Source organism: Brevibacillus sp. MS2.2 (assembly GCF_013284345.1).
In the GTDB taxonomy this organism is placed as follows: Bacteria; Bacillota; Bacilli; order Brevibacillales; family Brevibacillaceae; genus Brevibacillus; species Brevibacillus brevis_C.
The window spans coordinates 57,941-77,031 of the sequence record NZ_JABSUZ010000014.1 but is presented as its reverse complement, the minus strand read 5'-3'; the positions used below and the strand labels follow the sequence as shown (position 1 = coordinate 77,031).

General features: G+C 46.9%; 18 protein-coding genes and 1 other annotated feature. Of the genes, 11 read left to right on the top strand and 7 right to left on the bottom strand.

All coding sequences use genetic code 11. The features are described 5' to 3' along the window. Positions 1–16: 16 nt before the first annotated feature. The 5 genes from HP568_RS15080 to HP568_RS15060 form a co-directional block, all read right to left on the bottom strand. Positions 17–1,297, bottom strand: coding sequence for an ArsB/NhaD family transporter (locus HP568_RS15080; protein ID WP_173629494.1), 1,281 nt, complete (start codon positions 1,295–1,297; stop codon positions 17–19). Positions 1,298–1,415: 118 nt separating this feature from the next. Beyond that, positions 1,416–2,999, bottom strand: coding sequence for a phosphoglycerate dehydrogenase (gene serA / locus HP568_RS15075; RefSeq protein ID WP_048032604.1), 1,584 nt, complete (start codon positions 2,997–2,999; stop codon positions 1,416–1,418). After that, the gene (locus tag HP568_RS15070) at positions 2,992–4,146 is read right to left on the bottom strand and encodes a pyridoxal-phosphate-dependent aminotransferase family protein (protein WP_048032605.1); all 1,155 of its coding nucleotides are present in this window, start codon (positions 4,144–4,146) and stop codon (positions 2,992–2,994) included. Before HP568_RS15070 ends, serA begins: the two co-directional genes overlap by 8 nt. Positions 4,147–4,216: 70 nt before the next feature. Further along, positions 4,217–4,465, bottom strand: a binding site (T-box leader). Between the two features lie 369 nt (positions 4,466–4,834). Next, the gene (locus tag HP568_RS15065) at positions 4,835–5,041 is read right to left on the bottom strand and encodes a ferredoxin (protein WP_007724004.1); all 207 of its coding nucleotides are present in this window, start codon (positions 5,039–5,041) and stop codon (positions 4,835–4,837) included. 103 nt (positions 5,042–5,144) lie between these two features. Next, on the bottom strand, positions 5,145–6,056 hold the full coding sequence (locus HP568_RS15060; protein ID WP_173629493.1) for a hypothetical protein: 912 nt from the start codon (positions 6,054–6,056) through the stop codon (positions 5,145–5,147). Between the two features lie 91 nt (positions 6,057–6,147). Between HP568_RS15060 and HP568_RS15055 the strand changes: the two genes are divergently transcribed. From HP568_RS15055 to HP568_RS15030, 6 genes are all read left to right on the top strand, one after another. Beyond that, positions 6,148–7,263, top strand: a complete 1,116-nt coding sequence (locus HP568_RS15055) for a YpbB family protein (RefSeq protein ID WP_173629492.1) — start codon at positions 6,148–6,150, stop codon at positions 7,261–7,263. Then, on the top strand, positions 7,260–8,771 hold the full coding sequence (locus HP568_RS15050) for a RecQ family ATP-dependent DNA helicase (RefSeq protein ID WP_173629491.1): 1,512 nt from the start codon (positions 7,260–7,262) through the stop codon (positions 8,769–8,771). The genes HP568_RS15055 and HP568_RS15050 overlap by 4 nt, the downstream gene beginning before the upstream one ends. A gap of 16 nt (positions 8,772–8,787) precedes the next feature. Beyond that, a complete protein-coding gene (locus HP568_RS15045) occupies positions 8,788–9,366 on the top strand; it encodes a CPBP family intramembrane glutamic endopeptidase (protein ID WP_173629490.1) in 579 nt (192 codons plus the stop codon). Further along, positions 9,363–9,995: a LysM peptidoglycan-binding domain-containing protein gene (locus HP568_RS30055; protein WP_173629489.1), complete on the top strand. Its 633-nt coding sequence runs from the start codon at positions 9,363–9,365 to the stop codon at positions 9,993–9,995. The genes HP568_RS15045 and HP568_RS30055 overlap by 4 nt, the downstream gene beginning before the upstream one ends. 56 nt (positions 9,996–10,051) lie before the next feature. Further along, entirely contained in the window at positions 10,052–10,960 is a 909-nt protein-coding gene (locus HP568_RS15035) for an NAD(P)/FAD-dependent oxidoreductase (RefSeq protein ID WP_173629488.1), read from the top strand. Between the two features lie 375 nt (positions 10,961–11,335). Next, entirely contained in the window at positions 11,336–11,935 is a 600-nt protein-coding gene (locus HP568_RS15030) for a genetic competence negative regulator (protein ID WP_007723994.1), read from the top strand. A 73-nt stretch (positions 11,936–12,008) separates the two neighbouring features. Here the strand turns inward: HP568_RS15030 and HP568_RS15025 are convergent, their stop codons facing one another. Beyond that, complete coding sequence (locus HP568_RS15025) at positions 12,009–12,752, bottom strand: PIG-L deacetylase family protein (protein ID WP_173629487.1); 744 nt, start codon at positions 12,750–12,752, stop codon at positions 12,009–12,011. A gap of 311 nt (positions 12,753–13,063) precedes the next feature. Here HP568_RS15025 and HP568_RS15020 point away from each other — a divergent pair, with 311 nt between their 5' ends. After that, complete coding sequence (locus HP568_RS15020) at positions 13,064–14,353, top strand: Glu/Leu/Phe/Val family dehydrogenase (RefSeq protein WP_048032613.1); 1,290 nt, start codon at positions 13,064–13,066, stop codon at positions 14,351–14,353. 641 nt (positions 14,354–14,994) lie between these two features. Here HP568_RS15020 and HP568_RS15015 read toward each other — a convergent pair. Continuing rightward, positions 14,995–15,966 (bottom strand): asparaginase, encoded by a 972-nt coding sequence (locus HP568_RS15015; RefSeq protein WP_048032614.1) that lies wholly within the window; start codon positions 15,964–15,966, stop codon positions 14,995–14,997. A gap of 82 nt (positions 15,967–16,048) precedes the next feature. Here HP568_RS15015 and prsW point away from each other — a divergent pair, with 82 nt between their 5' ends. From prsW to ypeB, 4 genes are read left to right on the top strand one after another with little or no spacing between them, the layout of a single operon-like run. Beyond that, complete coding sequence (gene prsW / locus HP568_RS15010; RefSeq protein WP_048032615.1) at positions 16,049–16,723, top strand: glutamic-type intramembrane protease PrsW; 675 nt, start codon at positions 16,049–16,051, stop codon at positions 16,721–16,723. 20 nt (positions 16,724–16,743) lie between these two features. Beyond that, positions 16,744–16,902: a hypothetical protein gene (locus tag HP568_RS15005; RefSeq protein ID WP_007716480.1), complete on the top strand. Its 159-nt coding sequence runs from the start codon at positions 16,744–16,746 to the stop codon at positions 16,900–16,902. Between the two features lie 47 nt (positions 16,903–16,949). Further along, the gene (locus HP568_RS15000) at positions 16,950–17,588 is read left to right on the top strand and encodes a cell wall hydrolase (RefSeq protein ID WP_173629486.1); all 639 of its coding nucleotides are present in this window, start codon (positions 16,950–16,952) and stop codon (positions 17,586–17,588) included. 32 nt (positions 17,589–17,620) lie between these two features. Further along, positions 17,621–18,988 (top strand): germination protein YpeB, encoded by a 1,368-nt coding sequence (gene ypeB / locus HP568_RS14995; RefSeq protein WP_048032617.1) that lies wholly within the window; start codon positions 17,621–17,623, stop codon positions 18,986–18,988. Positions 18,989–19,091 lie beyond the last annotated feature (103 nt).

Genomic DNA, 19,091 nt, shown 5'->3' with positions numbered 1-19,091 from the left:
TAGGGGTTCCTCCTCACTAAATAAAATAGCGCAGGTACACGTAGACATGGGCAATCAAGATAGACAGGATCATCAACGGGAAGGCGACCTTCATAAAGCTGAAAAAGCCGATATGATGTCCTTCCTTTGCAGCTAAGCCAGCAACAATCACGTTGGCACTCGCTCCAATCAAGGTCCCGTTTCCTCCTAAACACGCCCCGAGTGCAAGGCTCCACCAAAGAGGCTCCAGGTTGGTGATCCCGAGAGCTCCCATTTCCTTGATCATCGGAATCATGGTGGCAACGAACGGGATATTGTCGACAAAAGCAGAGGCGATTGCGCTCAACCAGAGGATCAACAGGGAGGTATTCAATGGATCTCCACCCGTCAGATTCATCGCTTCCGTTGCGAGCTTTTTGATCACACCTGTTTCCACTAACCCAGAGACGAGAACAAACAGACCGATGAAGAAGAAAATCGTATTCCACTCGACTTTGCTGATCGCGTCTTCCAAATAATGCTCTCCAGTAAGGAGGAGCAAAAGAAAAGCTCCAGTTAAAGCGATCGTTGCCGACTCCAAATGAAGGGCCCCATGAAGCATGAAACCAATAATGGTCAATCCCATCACGGTCAAGGACTTTTTCAATAAACGGCTGTCGGTAATTTCATCGCGCTCATTTAACTGCATGATTTTTGCACTCAATTCAGGTGACGTTACTAGCTGTTTACGGTAAATCAAGACCAAGCAAACAACAGTTACAGCGAGAATCACGATGATAATTGGGCTCAAATTCACAAGAAATTTCATAAAATCAAGCTCAGGTACAGAGCTGCCAATCATGATATTCGGGGGGTCACCGATCAGCGTAGCGGTTCCTCCGGCATTAGAAGCGATAATTTCACTGATTAAAAAAGGAATCGGATTAAGCTCAAGCTGGCGGGCGATGCTAAACGTCACAGGTACGATGAGAAGTACAGTGGTAACGTTGTCCAAAAAGGCAGAGGCAACGGCCGTGATCAAGCTCAGGTAAACAAGGATGCGAATCGGTTTACCCTTTGCGACCTTTGCCGCACGGATGGCCACATACTTGAATACACCAGTCTGTGCCGTAATGGCAACCAAGATCATCATCCCAATAAGTAGGCCGAGCGTGTTAAAGTCGATATGGTGAATTGCTTGTTCTTGTGTAACGATCCCGAACAAGACCATGAGAATTCCGCCAGACATGGCGACGATGGTTCGATGTAACTTTTCGCTAATAATAAATGCATAGGTAACTAAAAAGATACCAATAGCGAATAATGCCTGGTTCGTCATAAGAAGCTCCTTCCTTGGTGTGTAGAATTATCTTGTCCTATTATAGCTCTAACCAAAATAAGGGTAAAGAAAAAGACCCGGCATAGGGCCAGGTCTATTCTCGTGCGGAAGGGAGAACCTACAGCTCGATTTGTGTAACGCTTTTCACTTCTGCTAGCTCGCCCATCGTATCGAGAAGCTCTGGCGTCAAAGGTTTGTCGACAGAGAGCATCATGATCGCGTCTCCACCAATATCACGGCGTCCTACCTGCATCGTTGCGATGTTCACGCTGTTTTCACCCAAGATGGAACCGACACGCCCGATCACACCTGGACGGTCATTATGGTGAATGTAGAGGAGGTAGCCCTCAGGCGCTACGTCAATCGCAAAGTCGTCAATTTTCACAATACGCGCACCGTAACCATTGAGTCGCGTTCCAGCCACTGTGCGTGTCTCTTGCGTCGTTTTTAAGCTAACGGTCAGTAAGTTCGTAAAGCCTTTGTTTTGTGCTGCCTTTTGCTCTGTTACGGTTATGTCGCGCACTTTTGCCAGAATCGGGGCGTTCACATAGTTGACTTCCTCGCCCAAACGGAAGGACAGCACGCCTTTGAGGACTGTGCGAGTCAGCGGGGACGTGTCTACATCCGTCAACTCACCGCTATATTTAATCGAAATCTCCGAAATGGAACCTACTGTCACTTGGGCAAGGAAGTGGCCCAGCTTTTCACCCAACGTAAAGTACGGTTGGACTTTTTCCATAACGTGAGCAGGGATCGAAGGCAAATTCACGGCGTTTTTGAATGGCTCGTCACGTAGAACCTTCAGGATTTCTTCCGATACGTCTACGGCCACGTTTTCCTGTGCTTCAATGGTCGAAGCTCCCAGATGTGGAGTCGTTACTACCTGTGGCAGACCGACGAGAGGGTTGTCTACAGGTGGTTCTTCTTCAAAGACATCCAGAGCTGCTCCTGCGACTTTTCCTGCGGTAATCGCCTCGTAGAGAGCTTTCTCGTCAATGATTCCCCCACGAGCGCAGTTGATCAAGCGAACGCCATCTTTCATTTTCGCGAATTCACGCGTGCTGATGATATGGCGGGTTTCTTTTGTCAGCGGAGTATGGACGGTAATAAAATCTGCTTTGCGGCAAATTTCGTCGACAGTTGCGTTGGTTACACCCATCTTTTCTGCACGTTCCTCGGTCATGAAAGGATCGAAGCCCATGACGGACATACCAAATGCTTTTGCACGCTTCGCAACCTCTGAACCAATACGGCCCATACCGATGACTCCCAGTACTTTGTTGTTCAGCTCAACCCCTTGGAAGCTTTTGCGATCCCATGTACCGTCTACCAGCTTCTTGTGAGCTTGAGGGATGTTACGAGCGACAGCCATCAGCATGGCAAACGAATGCTCCGCAGTAGAGATGGTGTTGCCATCTGGAGCGTTGATGACGGGAATACCTGCTTGGGTGGCAGCGTTGATATCAATGTTATCGACCCCAACACCCGCACGACCGACTGCCTTCAGCTTTTTGCCGGCAGCGAGTACTTCTGCTGTTACCTGGGTTTGGCTGCGTACGAGGAGTGCATCGTAATCGCCAATCACATCGATTAGTTCGGCAGGGGAGAGGTTTGTTTGACGAACAACTTCTACATCAGAAGCGTCCAAGAGCTGTTGAATTCCAAATTCGCTAAGTGGGTCGGTAATGAGTACTTTATACATGTGCAATGAGCACCTCCTGAGCAGCTTTTACACCAGCACCCAGCTCAACTGGGGCACCGATTTGGTGAAGCGACAATTCGATGGCGGAAATGACTTGCAGGACATCCAATGGCTCGCAATACCCCATATGCCCGATGCGGAAAATCTTGCCTTTCAGGTGCTGCTGGCCACCAGCAATCGTGATGTTGAATTGCTGCGTTAACATTTTGCGGAGAGCTTCTGCATGAAAGACACCCTCAGGATCGCAAGAAGTAACGGTTGTCGATGCGTACTGATCTTCGGCCATCAGTTTGATGTTTAATGCCCTCATCGCTGCGCGAGTCATGTCTCTCATTAGTTCATGGCGCTTTACGATAGCTGGCAAGCCTTCTTCCTCCATCATATCCAATACTTCGGCGAGACCGAAAATGAGGGATACAGCGGGCGTATACGGAGTTGTTTGCTCTGCCAGGCTCTTGCGGTATGCTTTCAGGTCCAAATAGAAGGCGAGCGATTTGTTTTGCTCAATCACTTGCCATGCGCGTTCACTCGCAGCGAGGAAGGCAAGGCCTGTTGGCAGCATGAAAGCTTTTTGCGAGCCGGTTACCACGATATCGACACCCCAAGCGTCCATTTCGCATGGAACCGCACCGAGGTTGCTTACTGCATCGACAATGAAGAGGGCGTCCGAATGTGTACGGATTGTTTTCGCCAAGTCAGCAATCGGATTTTCTACCCCAGTGGATGTTTCACAGTAGGTGGCGAATACGGCTTTTACTTGCGGTTTTTTTTGCAGGAATGTTTCAACCAGGTCAGGTGTTACGGCGTTTCCCCAAGGGACTTCTAACCGATGGGCGATGATACCATAACGCTCGCAAATTTTTGCAAAGCGCTCACCAAATGCACCGCTAACGAGGACGGCAGCTTCATCGCCTGGTTGGAGCGTATTTACGACGCCCATCTCCAGTGCACTCGTTCCACTACCTGCCAAGATGTATACGTCCTGCTTGGTACCAAAGTAAGGCTTCAATCTTTCAGCAGTACGGGCGAAAAGAGCGGAGAACTTGCCGCTGCGGTGTCCAATCATCGGTTGGCTCATTGCTGTTTGAACACGTGGTGGAATGGGTGTAGGACCAGGGATTCTCAAGATCATTTTGTCTGCAAACATGGTTTTCTCCTCCTATATATGTGCATATCAAAAAAACCTCCCGTTCTCACACTGCTCCTATTACAGAACAGTGAGGGACGAGAGGCTTTGCTTCGCGGTGCCACCCTCATTCGCTCCTTTTTTCTCAAAAAAGAGCCTTGGTAGGTACATGACCTAAAAGAGATAACGGATCTACCGTTTGCGTCTACTGGGATGGTGAACCCTCTTTTCAACGCAGCAGCTCAGAAGTGCTTAACCGTGGGAGAAAACGCCGATTCGCAGCAACCATCGGCTCTCTGGGGATTTCTCGATCACAGCGTTTCTTCGTCAACGCCGTTGTTTTATAAGGTGTTTCGTAAGATTTGTACTTACGATATCACGTCAAAATAACACCGTCAAGAAGAAAAACAAGAAAAAATGAACATTAATTATTTTAATACGGTTATCGTTCGTGAATAATACTCAATTTAATGTTGGTGACAGTATAAAAATGACCAAAACACGAACATTAAGATATTGACATCACAAAAAATGGAAAAAACGCGTTTTAATGTTCGGTTTTTACTGTTGCTTTTATCTTACCGAAAAATCTCAAAAGAAAGAACGGGAAATTGTCGATCATTCGTTCAGCGGAGGAGAGGAGAACATAATGAAAAACCTCTTACATACCAGAGTACGTAAGAGGTCTCTTCCATTAGTAGATGGAATACTATTCCACTTTAATAGAGTCGGTCGGGCATCCTTCAGCAGCATCACGAACATCGTCATGCAGGATATCCGGGATTTCAACGCTGTTAGCATTGTCATCCAACTTGTTGAACGCAAGGCCCTCATCGTCGTAATCAAATACGTCAGGAGCCGTGGCGCCACAAGCACCGCAAGCAATACAAGTATCTTTATCTACCCATGTAGTCATCGTGGTTTCACCTCCCATACCGAAGTGGTACGTCCACTATCATAGATCATTGTATGCTCTTGGTGACAAGATTTCAAGATTGAATCAGTCTAAAAATGTACGACTACTTATAAAGAGGGATTTCAGGTGCCTTCAACACGGAGTAGAGCTGTGTATTTAAGCGTTTAAAATCTCCCGCAGATACTGCATCTGTCGCGTTCAAAATCTTCACGGCAGCGGCTAAATCCTTGATTCCTAGTGCTTGAACTTCGTTAGATGCGATGAGTAAATCAAGTCTTGCAGTCAGGTCCTCAGGATTATAGCTGCTCCATTGATTGCTTGCCGACATGGCCACAGCTGCGAGATAGGTGCGGTAATGGAACGGATACTGCTTCCACTGCGCGGTGTTAACGGCTCCAGGTAATTGCTTCGGCATGGCTTGCTTCACCACATATGCCGATTCCCATGAAGCAATGGAGTGATAGACCATTTCCTGTGCGGTTAGCCAATTATTTTGAAAAAGTGTCAGGTTAGCCCCAATGGAAGCAGGCGTAGCATTATTTTGATCGGAACGAATCTGCTCCATACTATCCAAATACGCCCGTACACTGTTCGTAAAAGTGGCATGAGCTTGTCTCAGCATGGGTGACGTCGGCAAAGGAACGTTTTTCTCCAGCTCTTTCCTTGTCTGTTCAGCCAATTTGCTGAGTTGCTTCAAGCCATCCGTCCGTTCATTTTCATTCATTTGATTCCATTTATCCATCGTATCAAAATGTGCTTGTTTCAGATCAAGCAGCGGTGCATAAACGGCATAGTAAAATCGGATAAAGTCCTGTTCGTTGTACAGCTTTTGCTCACGCAGCAGTTTTTCTTTTTCGGCTTCCTTTTTCTCTGCTTCGAGTACGGCGGCTTGTTCCGATTCCAATTGTGTCTTCATATAATGGGCCCCGAAAAAAAATCCACCAACTGTGCATGCAAGTGTTATGATGATCATGTACGCCATCATAAATTCAGTTCTTTTCAATCGTTTTGTCATACTATCCTCCAAGTACAATGATGCAGCAATGATGCAGTTTACTTCGCTTACTTTGAGCGTTGAAAAATATAGAATGATGTAAGGAGTACCAATGAACAGTCGGAACAGTGCGGCAGAGGAGCAGGACCTTTTATGTGCGGTCGCCTTGAATGCCATGTTACCTCTGGCCAATGAACGAACGCTGCAATCAGCCTACTACATACTGCGTGGCAGAAAAGCCAATCAGACACTGCAAGATGTACATTTGTATACCCTTTATCCGTATTATCGGATGTTTTCTCGTTTTCCAAGAGAGGATTGGGAGAAAATAGTTTCAACTTTATTTCAGGCGGGCTGGATTTTACCTGTTGATGTAGGTGGAACGAACTCGAAGCCGACGTTTACCTTTTCTGATACAGGATTGGAGCATGCCAAACATACGTACCAAAAATATCGCTTTGATAGATGGTTCGCACCTTTTACCCAGTCTGACTTGGCGGAGAGAATCGAGCCATTTTGGAGCAGGCTTCATCTTATGGTGCAAACGATCTCGCAAATGCAGCATGGTGATCTTGGGTTCATTCCGGTCGTTTCGGACAAGACGACACAGCGTTGGGTAAAAAATCAATTGGCTGATGGGGCTATGCGAATCGCCTGGAAACAGCAATTGTCTGACGAGCTGTATCGACTGTGGGAGCCTTTGGATGAAAGTGTGCAGGAGCTTTTGTTTTGTCAACTGTCAGGAGCAGGCCAAGTCGGCAAGACCATGGGACAAGTAGCAGAGATTCGCCAAACGAGTCGTAGTTATCTCACGCTGCAATTTCGATACGGGCTTGCCGCGTCGATTCAGACGCTGCTTGCAGAGAGCAATCATTATCCTCTTTTATCAAAACTTGTTACAGAATCACACAAGCTTGATCCACGTCTAACCGAAAGTGCTGCTCGAACGTACGCACTGCTTCAGACTGGCTGTGACAAAAAAGAAATAGCGAAGAAACGACAAATGAAAGAAAGCACGATAGAAGATCATTTGGTAGAGATTGCCTTGCGCTGTCCGGAATGGGACATGACAACATATTTGCCGAATGAGCTGGCAAAAGAGATCGTGGAGACGAGTGAGCGCCTCGATACAAGCAGACTCCGGCTCATCAAGGATCAATTGGAAGCGTCCGTAACGTATTTGCAAATCCGATTGGCATTGGCACGAGCGACAAGGGGGACAAAATGAATAAACAGCTCATGTACGACAAATTAAAGCTGCATTTTGGATACGACTCATTCCGCCCCGGTCAGGAGTCTATTATTGAACGTCTATTGCATGGACGAAGTGTTCTCGGGTTATTAGCAACAGGTGGCGGGAAATCAGTGACGTATCAGCTGCCAGCAATGCTTTTGCCGGGTCTCACCGTCGTGGTTTCCCCGTTGATCTCTTTGATGGTCGATCAGGTGCAGCAGCTTCGAGCGCGAAAAAAAATTCCAGCTACCTATTTGAACAGCATGCAGGACCCGACTGAGTCCCGCGAAATCTTAAAAGGGCTCTCAGAAGGTGCGTACAAGCTGTTATATGTTTCTCCGGAAAAGCTTCAACAGCCCTACGTCCAACAAGTGTTAAAGCGGGCGAGGGTGTCTCTGATCGCTATTGATGAAGCGCATTGCATCTCGCAATGGGGACATGATTTTCGCACAGATTACTTGCGATTGCCAAAAGTCGTGAAACAATTGGGAGCACCTCCTGTTCTGGCTGTGACGGCAACCGCTACGGCGACTGTTCGTGAAGAAATTTGCAGCTTATTTTCTATTGAAAAAGAAGACATCGTGTTGCAGTCTCTTAATCGGGCGAATATCGCCTATGATCTGGTTGAAGTTGCGGAGGAAAGTGACAGGCGTTCGTATGTATTTGATCAGATGGATCGTTTGCAGGGCCCTGGGATCGTTTACTGCAGCACGCGACAAGCGGTAGATGTATTGGCAGCCTCTTATCAACTCGATGGGAAAAAGCGTGTGCACGGCTACCACGGGGGCATGAACAGCATGGAGAGAATGCTGATCCAATCCCAATTTCTCGCGGGAGAGCTGGATGTTATTATTGCAACGAATGCGTTTGGGATGGGAATCGACAAGCCAGATATTCGCTACGTCATCCATTATCAAATGCCAGCTAGTTTGGAGGCATACGCACAAGAAATCGGGCGGATCGGCCGTGACGGCAAGCCTGGGTATGCGCTGCTTTTATTTTCGTGGGACGATTGGCAGATTCATCAGCACATGCTGGAGAAGGAGTACCCGACACAAGCGCAAGTTCAAAAATATGAGCAGTTATGCAAAACCGGAGTACCCTTGACGAGCGAGGCCTTGGCGATGATGGACATATCCGAAGAAATGGGAGCACTCCTTGCCTTTTATGCGGAAAGAGTGCTGGCCTCATACGAAGCTGCCGCTGCGGGAGAATCGTATCCGAAGGCACAAATCATTTGGCAGGAAACGGAAAAAAGAAAAAGCTTTAAGCAAAAAAAGCTGGCAGAAATGGTGTCTTACGTAAGAGGAGAAAACTGTTTGCGTGTGAGCATCAATACGTATTTCAAAGAAGATGATCATCAATATGATCTGTACTGCTGTAAGAAATGTGGTCTAACTAAGGATGCATATTTCCAAACGAATGATAATGCAATCGCTAAGAATGAACAAATCAAATGGAATTTGCGGCAGGCGTTAGACACTCTTTTGCCGAACAAATAAAGGAGCGAAACATCGAGTGAGGGAAGATCGGCTAGAGGTGGATGAAGCCACTCTTCGGCTGAATCTATGGTTGACACAAGGAATCGTGATGGCAGTGGCTGCTGGCGGTAGCTTATGGGTGCTGGGCTGGGATGCTACTCTGTCCTTGTTTACATGGCCAGGCTGGAATGCCGTGCTGTGGGCAGTGTTTATAGCCGCAGGTATTATTATCGCGAGTATTGCAATGGATCGGTACTTGCCTAAGAGATGGCAAGATGATGGCAGTATCAATGAGAAAGTTTTTGGGGCCATGTTACCATCCACTACGATTCTCGTCTGTATGATAGTAGGGGTGGGAGAGGAATGGCTATTCCGTGGAGTCATTCAATCGCTTACCGGGAATTTTTGGAGCAGCCTTATTTTTACACTGATCCACATACGTTATTTGAAAAAACCGCTTATGGTCATAAGTGTATTTGGTACAAGCTGGATCTTGGGACTCTTGTTTTCCCACTATCAGTCCCTTTGGCCCTCGATTGTGGCTCATATCCTTATTGACGTCATGTTAGCACTTTATTTACAAAAAACGATCAAGAAAAAGGGGGAGGAAGAGTGAATCTCGAGCATAATCCATTACCACCCCGACGCTCCCGACATACTCGCCCTAAAGCGTCGTTCTCGTTTAAAAAGTGGGTTCAACCGGGATTGTACTTGTTTGGATTCGTATTTTTCGGGTTGATTGGTCTTGAGTTGTACAGGGCCAATGTCCTACACGAGTCAGCCGCTTCTGGTAGTGTTGAAGTGAAAGAAGTTAGTAAAGCGAGTACGATTGCACCAGGAAGCAAGGCAGGAGAAAAGGAGCCTGTATCCGTCGTTCTTGCTGCTACCCCTGATCCGAATGCAAGCGTGACCAACCCACCTGCCAAGGCGAAAACGACCGAATCAAAACCAGTTGAGCCTGTAGTAAAGGCGACCACAAGCGTACAGACACCTGCTGTGAGCACAGTCCCAGCCCAAACTTCTACTAGTAAAGTAGCTACACCAGGCAAACAAGCTTCAACACAGCCTACACCAAAATCGAAGGTCGTCAAGCATGTGGTGAAGAAGGGTGAAACGTTGTTTATGCTGTCACGAAAGTACTATGGAAATAATTCGAACGTAGGAAGAATCGCAAGATATAACGGACTTCATTCAGAAGCAGGGCTTGTTGAAGGAAAAATTGTATGGGTTCCCCTCGTTCAGTAATGAGATCGTGCTCCACTGGCAATGCTATCGGGAAAAAGATAAGCAGGTGGATGTAAGTGGAGTATGATACGGTCATTGTCGGCGGCGGGATTGCAGGGCTTCAAACTGCAATCCAACTAGCTAGATGCCTTCGACGCGTAGCAGTCATTGACATGCCGGGTGGTCGATCAACAGTCGCCAAAGCCTACCGAAACATTCTCGGATTTTCGGAGGGGGTTAGTGGCGATTTTTTGCGTCAAGCGGGCAGGGAACAAGCACAAAAATACGGCGCAATCTTGATAACAGATGAGGTAACAAAGCTTGCTACTGACTCAAGCGGCTTATTTACGATAGGTACGAAAAGTAGCATACATACGCTTACTTCGCGAACGCTGGTATTGGCAACAGGCATTCGCGACCCGTTTCCAACAATCCCTGGCTTCTCCGATTGTGTAGGAATATCGATTTTCTTGTGTCCCGACTGTGACGGCTATGAAACAGTTGGGAAAGACACGGCAATCATTGGAGCAGGCCCGCACGCTGTTTCGATGGCAGACGAACTTATTTATTATACAAACAGCTTAACAGTCATTAACCATGCACAGGTGCAGGTGGATATGCAGGTTGTCTCTGGACTGAGCCAGCGAGGGATTATATATCGAGAGGAAAAAGTATGTACCCTTCATCATACAGGGGGACAATTGCAAGAAATCGAGCTCTCATCAGGCGAACGCTTGTATGCAGAAAGAGCATTTCTTGCCTTTCCGGGTGCTCACGCTTTGACAGAGCTTTTGCGTGGTTTTTCCGTGCAAATTCATGAAAAGGGCCACATCCATTCGAATCCACGAACAAAAGAAACCGATCATCCCAACATATGGGCTGTTGGCGATATTAATGAGCATTCTCAACAAGTGTCGATTGCCATGGGGGATGGAACACAGGCGGCCATATGGATTCAAAAGCGACTGCGTGAATATGAGACCTAGAAAAACGCCTGATTCTGGGCGTTTTCTCATGTACAAACCTTTATGAATGAGAAGGAACCCGAACTAGCAGAGCCAAATATAAATACATAAGAAGAAGCATGAAGGGGAACTTTTCCTGGGAAAGCGCAGGAAATGACAGGCAACAACAAAGTTTCTTTTTTCGTGAGTTGATTCGACATTGATAGGCGAATGTTGCGTAGGTGTCATGGTAGCTTTGTTCCAGTAACTAAATGTGATATGATAGGACTACCCCGTATTTTCCAGTCCATCAAAAAATGGATGAATGCCAACAGGTATTCGCCGGAGAATGTGGAGAACTCTTACAGGCTTACCATCATATTTTGTAGTACGACTGGATGGCGAGGAGGGACAGTCATGCGTGTTGAACGCCTTGGTCAAGATAAAATACGAATCTTTTTAACTTTTGACGACCTCTCAGAGCGCGGGATAGAAAAAGAAGACATGTGGCGTGACATTCCTAAAGTTCATGAACTGTTCAACGACATGATGGAACAGGCTTATCACGAATTAGGGTTTGAGGTATCAGGGCCTGTTGCAGTTGAAGTGTTCGCCTTGCCAGCTCAGGGAATGGTCGTAATCGTAACACGTGGCAAGACGGGCTCAAAGGACGGCAAAGAGGAAGAATTCGAAGACGAGGATGTATACGAGCTAGAGGTCACATTGGAAGAAAGCGACTTGATCATGTATGCCTTCCGGGACTTTGAGCATATGGTTGAAGCCGCCCATCGCATTAACGCCCTTTTGACCAATGGCGGAGCTGCCTACTTCTACCAGGGAAAATATCACCTGGTGCTGGAGGAAGTCGACTTGGATCAGGAGCGTTATCACAAGTTAATTGCGATCCTCTCTGAGTACGGAGAAGCGACGCCGATAACGATTTATGTGTTGGAAGAATACGGGAAAGTGATCGTTGCCGACGATGCTGTAAAAGAAATATGCAGGCATTTCACGTAATCGAAAAAGAAATGTCTGGGAATATAAAACAGCACCTAGTCAACCAACTAGGTGCTGTTGCTGTCTGTACAGATTATGCTAGGCCATCAAAAAAATCAGCCTCTTTACCCTGAATGGTATAGTTCGGAAGGCTGTGCCAAGCCAAGATGTAATGATTGTTTGGCGGAACAGAATAATGCTCGCCTTTTGTTACACCTGGGAAAACACGCTCTACTGATAGGTGCTGTGTTCTGTGCGCCCGCAAGGCATCTGCTACTTGTGGCATGTATTCAGGACCGTGAATGATGGTCGTAATGCTCTCGAGTGGATCCGTAAACGGAGGCTTTATCGTACCAAATCCTTCCTCGGATGAACGAGTTGCATAGTAAAACTTTCGCACGCTCGTATCTGGGCCTAAAGAAAGGACAGCCTGAGTGGTAGCATGACTAATCGCAAAATGGTCGGGATGTCCGGAGATGCCATGTGGTGCAAATGTGACGACGATCTCTGGTTGAGTCTGCTGAATGGCTTGGTGGATTCGAGTAACAAGCTCATCTACGGGCACTGTGTTTAGGAACTTATCCTGGTATTCCCAGACTTCTACCTGATCGAAACCGAGTATGGCGCAAGCGTCGCGAAGCTCTTGCTCGCGAAAACGAGGGAGTTCTTCCGGTGTGCATAAAGGTGGTTCACCAGCTTTCCCTGCTTGCCCTTTTGTTGCACACAATAAATGAGTGCTGGCCTTTTTTGTTTTACTATATTTGGAAATGGAAATCCCACAAGCAAACGTTTCGTCATCGGGATGGGCAAAAACAAACAAAATAGACTTTTTTTTCATAAAAACACCTCCATGAATAAACTTCCACCTTTACTTTTTCCATTATGGCATAAATCCACTAATTCCGTAATGAAAGAAACAAGTTTGGGGACAATATAAGCATGATGGGACGCGTTTTTGAAGCTGTTTGTAAAAATGCATCCTGTAAAAGCGGTTTCAGAAATGATTGGTAAATAATTGAATGATTATGCAAAACAAGGCACGAAAACGTTTTCGAAATGGAAAAAAAACATTTTTAAGCTTCTCATAAATGATACAAGCGTGTATACTAAAGGCGGCATTGACCGAAAACATTTTTGAGGTGGTAAGTAATGGGTAATCAAGACGTGGTAACCGAAAGCACCGAAGGGAAAGAAAAGCAAGAATCATTGAACTTGCTCCATTCAACTCAAACGGTGATCAAGGAAGCACTGGAGAAACTAGGTTACCAAGAATCGATGTTTGAACTCTTGAAGGAACCGCTACGCGTTTTGACTGTACGTATTCCGGTTCGCATGGATAATGGCGAAGTAAAGGTATTTACGGGCTATCGTGCACAGCACAACGATGCAGTAGGTCCGACCAAGGGGGGCATTCGTTTCCACCCGGAAGTTACTGAGGATGAAGTTAAAGCACTTTCTATCTGGATGAGCCTCAAAGCAGGTATCGTCGATCTGCCATATGGCGGTGGTAAAGGCGGTATCATTTGCGACCCGCGTGAAATGTCCTTCCGCGAATTGGAAAGACTGAGCCGCGGTTACGTTCGCGCAATCAGCCAGCTTGTGGGCCCTACTAAAGATATTCCAGCTCCGGACGTCTTTACGAACTCACAGATCATGGCATGGATGATGGACGAATATAGCCGTATCCGTGAATTTGACTCGCCTGGTTTCATTACGGGTAAACCAATTGCGCTGGGTGGTTCCCATGGCCGCGAAACAGCTACTGCAAAAGGTGTAACCATTTGCATCCGTGAAGCAGCAAAGCGTCGCAACATCGACGTAAAAGGTGCTCGCGTAGTTGTACAAGGCTTTGGTAACGCTGGTAGCTACTTGGCAAAATTCATGCATGATGCAGGCGCTAAAGTTGTAGGTATCTCTGATGCATACGGTGCGCTGCATGATCCAAACGGTTTGGATATCGACTACTTGTTGGATCGTCGTGATTCCTTTGGTACAGTTACAAAACTGTTCAACAACACGATTTCCAACAAAGAGCTTCTTGAACTGGAATGCGACATTTTGGTTCCGGCAGCAATCGAAAACCAAATCACAGCTGCAAATGCTCACAACATCAAGGCGTCAATCGTAGTAGAAGCGGCAAACGGCCCAACTACACTGGAAGCGACCAAGATTTTGACTGAGCGTGGGATTCTTCTGGTTCCAGACGTACTTGCTAGTGCTGGTGGTGTGACTGTTTCCTACTTCGAGTGGGTACAAAACAACCAAGGCTACTACTGGTCTGAAGAAGAAGTAGAAGAGAAGCTGGAAAAAGTAATGGTTCGTTCGTTTGAAAATGTATACTCCATGTCTCAAACTCGTCGCATTGACATGCGTCTGTCTGCTTACATGGTTGGTGCCCGCAAAATGGCTGAGGCTTCTCGCTTCCGCGGTTGGGTATAATTTTTCAAACAACCCTCCATATATTGAGAAAACATGGCTTCGCCGTTTTGGCGGGGCCTTTTTTATTGGGGCGCGGGATGTGGCTGTGGTGTAGAGAAGAATATTTCCAGGCTAGGCTCCAGGCTTCGTCCTGCTGGGGGTTGAGACTGTCCGCTCCGAAGGGATTCGCGGGGAAACGCAAAAGTGGTAGCCGCTTCGAGGTAGGAGCACGGTTGCGTTTCTTTTGCCCGCGAATCCCTTCTCCGCTTGGTAGGACTCCACAAGTCGCTACGCCTGGAAATATTCTTCTCTAGCGTAACGGATCACATTCTTCAATCTTTTAAGGCATTTAAAACTCGGTTAAACATGGGAAGCTCGTAGAGGAAACAGGAGAAATAAGCGAAGATCTTAGGGACACCGACCGAGACGCAATGCAAAAAACGAAACACGCCTTTAAGCGTCCACCTCTGAAACACATCCTGATGGGACAACTTTGGACGCGGTTTCGCTTTTTGCATGGAGTCGTACAGTCAATCCCACAGCGGGTGGCCCTAGAATCTGAGCGTTTTCTCCTGTTTCCTCCCCACCACAACAGCATCGTACAAAGTGTTTCCAAAGATAAAAAAACCTCCTGAAGAACCAGGAGGCTTAAGTCATATGATTTACTGGTCGAACAACAGCTGTAGCTCTTTGAAAGTCCGCGTTTTTTGCAGTGTTACAATTAACTTGAGACGAGCCTTTTGCCCATTTAAGCCATTGGAGAAGATGATGCCCATCTCTTTTAGCTTGCGGCCTCCACCCTCGTAATCATAGATATCCTGCACCTGGCCGTTGTAGCAGCGGGAGACAAGCACGATGGGAACGCCTTTGTCGAGTAGTTGCTGCAGGGTAGGGATGATAGCGGGAGGAAGATTTCCTAAACCAAACGCCTCTACAACCAGTCCGTCAATCGATTGCTCCAGCAAAAATTGAAGCCAGGAAGGGTCCATGCCTGCAACGGCTTTGATCAAAGGAACATTCGCATCAGCATTGGAAATCGCATAGTGCTCACGATCCAATGGAGAATGGTGATACTGCACACTTTTTTTTGCAATGGTTCCAATCGGACCGTATTGTGGGGATTGGAAGGTAGCGACATTGCTTGTATGTGTCTTGGTTACGTGACGTGCTGCGTGAATTTCGTCATTAAAAACAACGATAACGCCTTTGTTCAGGCTTGCGGGGTCAGCGGCTGCACGAACGGAAGAAATGAGATTGACCGGACCGTCAGCCCCGAGCTCATTGCTGCTGCGCATGGCTCCGGTAACGACAATCGGGACGTGAACCGATAAAGTCAAGTCGAGAAAGTATGCGGTCTCTTCCAACGTATCAGTCCCATGCGTAATGACAATGCCATCGTAGTGATCATGTTGAAAGGCTTCCTCAATATCGAGTCGCAGTTGATTCATGATCGCAGGTGTCATGTGAGGGCTAGGCAGGTTGAGTACATTTTTCATAGTGACTTCCGCGTATTTTTCTAAAAAAGGAAGAATTTTGTTGACTGCTTGATCATCCAATGGCTTTACGCCTTCTGAGTCATCGACAGACATGGCAATCGTGCCGCCTGTATTCACTACCAAAATTTTTTTTGACATGATCTCTCTCCTGTAGCGGGTTTTCATCAACCAGTATTCATGGTACGATGAACAATAGTCTTGTGTAAAGGAGTAATAAAAGATGATTGCTTTGATCGGCGCGGCAGTTGCCCCCGGTATCGCCATCTTAAGTTACTTTTACCTGCGTGACAGTCTCGAACCGGAACCGATTTCGATGGTGATCCGGTCGTTTATCTTTGGTATGCTGCTGGTCGTACCGATTATGGTGCTCCAGTACATCATGCAGAATGAATGGAACTGGCGGGATGGCATTGTCGCGGAAGTTTTCCAATCCGCTGTCGTGGAAGAATTTTTTAAATGGATGGTCATCTATTTTACGGTTTATAAACATTTGGAATTTGATGAGCCATACGATGGTATTGTTTATGCGGTTGCGGTGTCACTTGGTTTTGCTACGTTGGAGAATTTGTTCTACCTTATTATCAACGGAACGAATATCGCCATCTGGCGAGCTTTTCTGCCGGTATCCAGCCATGCGTTGTTTGCAGTGTGGATGGGCTATTATCTCGGACGGGCCAAGTTTTCCAAGGACGCCAAACATGAGCGGCTTTTTTTATGGATGTCGATTACCTTGCCGATTGCCTTGCATGCCCTGTACAACGTGATTTTTTTGGCAGTGCAAAACTGGTTGGTAGTGATTGTGCCATTCATGCTCGTCTTGTGGTGGCAGGGCTTAAAAAAGGTACAAAGAGCACACGATTTCGGTTCTAAAAATCTCTCTTCACGTCCACAATAGACGGTAAGGAGGAGACGTACGTGCTAAAAACCGAACGAGCAAAAGTGACAATTCAATGCAATGTATGTGGAGAAAAGTTTACACTGCGTGGTCATCGAGAACCTGGAGGGCAAATAGAAACAGGGTTCAAGCAATGCCTGTGTGACAACGATAAGCATTTTCGGATTGACGAGTCCTGATCTTTTCCTTTCCCAACTGAAAAAGCGTAACAAATCTAGGTGGGCCGATGCAAATAGCATCGGTCTTTTTCTATATCCAGATTTACATGCATAATCCATTCTTCCTCCACCAACACTATGCAAAGATTTCAATACATGCCAAGGAGGATTCAGCCGTGCGTACAATCTGGATCGCAGGTGTGTTGGTGATGTTGGTAGCAGTGGGCTTGAGTGGATACAAGGTTGTCTGGAAAGAAAAGAATGTAGCCGCCGTACAAGAAGAGCATATAGCTGCACCTGCAGCAAAGAAAAATACGGCCAAAACCAAAGCCAGCTTTCATCCTTCGCGGGTTTCTGACAATGATTTGAAAATCATGGCGAATGCTGTTTACGGGGAGGCGAGAGGAGAGCCGTTTGAAGGGCAAGTAGCTGTCGCAGCCGTTATTTTGAACCGCGTCAAGAGCCCTACGTTTCCTGATACACCCTCGGCTGTGATATTTGAACCACGCGCTTTTACAGCAGTTGCTGATGGTCAAATATGGCTTACACCGAATGAAAGCGCGACGAAAGCAGTGAAGAATGCACTAAACGGCTGGGATCCAACAGGAGGGTGCACGTACTATTTTAATCCAGATACAGCAACATCCGGTTGGATTTGGACCAGGCCGCAGGTCAAAAAGATCGGGAAACACATCTTTTGCAGATGATGGATGCGTAACCAAAGGAGGAGTGGCAAGGGATGGTATATGGAGCAACAGCACGCGTGTTATTTCCCGTTGCCTTGGTCGCCTTAATAGGCGCTGGCGTGTGGGGATATCAGGAGCATAATGAAAAGAACTCGGTTCTGATCAAAGCAGAAAACTCATATCAACGGGCTTTTCACGATCTCACATATCACGTGGACAAGCTGCACGATGAGCTTGGCAAATCGCTGGTGGTCAACTCGCGCAGGCAAATGACACCCATTCTGACGAATGTTTGGCGGCTTTCCTATGCGGCACAAGCGGATGTCGGACAACTTCCGCTGACCTTGATGGCGTTTAACAAAACCGAGGAAATGCTGTCGAGGGTCGCAGATTTTTCCTATCGTGTCGCTGTGCGTGACCTGGACAAGCAGCCATTGAGTCAGAGTGAATACAAGACATTGAAGAGTCTGCACACCCAAGCAAAGGATATCCAGGATGATCTGCGCAAGGTACAAACCCTCGCGATGGACAAACAATTGAGGTGGATGGATGTCGAGACGGCATTGGCCACCAATAAAAACAAAGAGGACAATACGATCATCGATGGCTTCCAAACCATTGAGAAAAAAGTGCAGGAATACCCTGATTTAGACTGGGGCGTCGGGATACAGAGTCTCGATAAGAAAAAGCAGCAGCGAATCAAAGGGATCGATGGCAATCCAGCCACCAAAGAGGAAGCAGAGAAGAATGCACTTGCGTTTCTCGGGTTGAAGCCAGGAGATGCGAAAGTAGAAGTAAACGAGAACGGTAAGGGGCAGGAATACTCGGCGTATAGCGTACATGTCACGCCAAATGGACACAAGACAGGCATTAACCTCGACGTCACCAAACGCGGCGGTAAAGTGGTTTGGATGATGAACGAACGTGCGGTTGGCGAGGAAAAGCTGGACATGAAGCAGGCAGAAGAAAAAGGTCGAGTGTTCTTGCGCGACCATGGATTTGACAATATGCAGGTCTCCGAGATTGACAGCTACGACCGCAACGCACTCTTTACGTTTGTACCCGTTCAGGATGGTGTCAGAATTTATCCGGACGGGGTGGTTGTAGAGATTGCGTTGGACAACGGTGATGTTACTGCTTTTAACTCGACGGAGTATCTGTTTAATCACAAAAAGAGAATGATCTCCGAGCCCCGTCTCTCAAAAGAAGAAGCAAGGAAAAAAGTCAATCCGAGCGTAAAAGTGACGGATCAGCGCCTTGCCCTCATCGAAGGGAAAAACGATGGAAAAGAAGTACTGACGTGGGAAATGACGGGCAGCTTTGAAGGAAATTCGTACATGGTCTACATCAACGCCATGAATGGAGAAGAAGAAGAGGTTGTGAAAATGGAAACAGGATCAGGACAGAACGAAGGACAATAGAGTTTAAAAAATCATGGGGAAAGCTAGTTTTTTAGCGGCTTTCCCTATTTGCTGATTCGAAACAAAAGGGTATATAATGGAAAGGGTGATAGGGAAGGGGAGG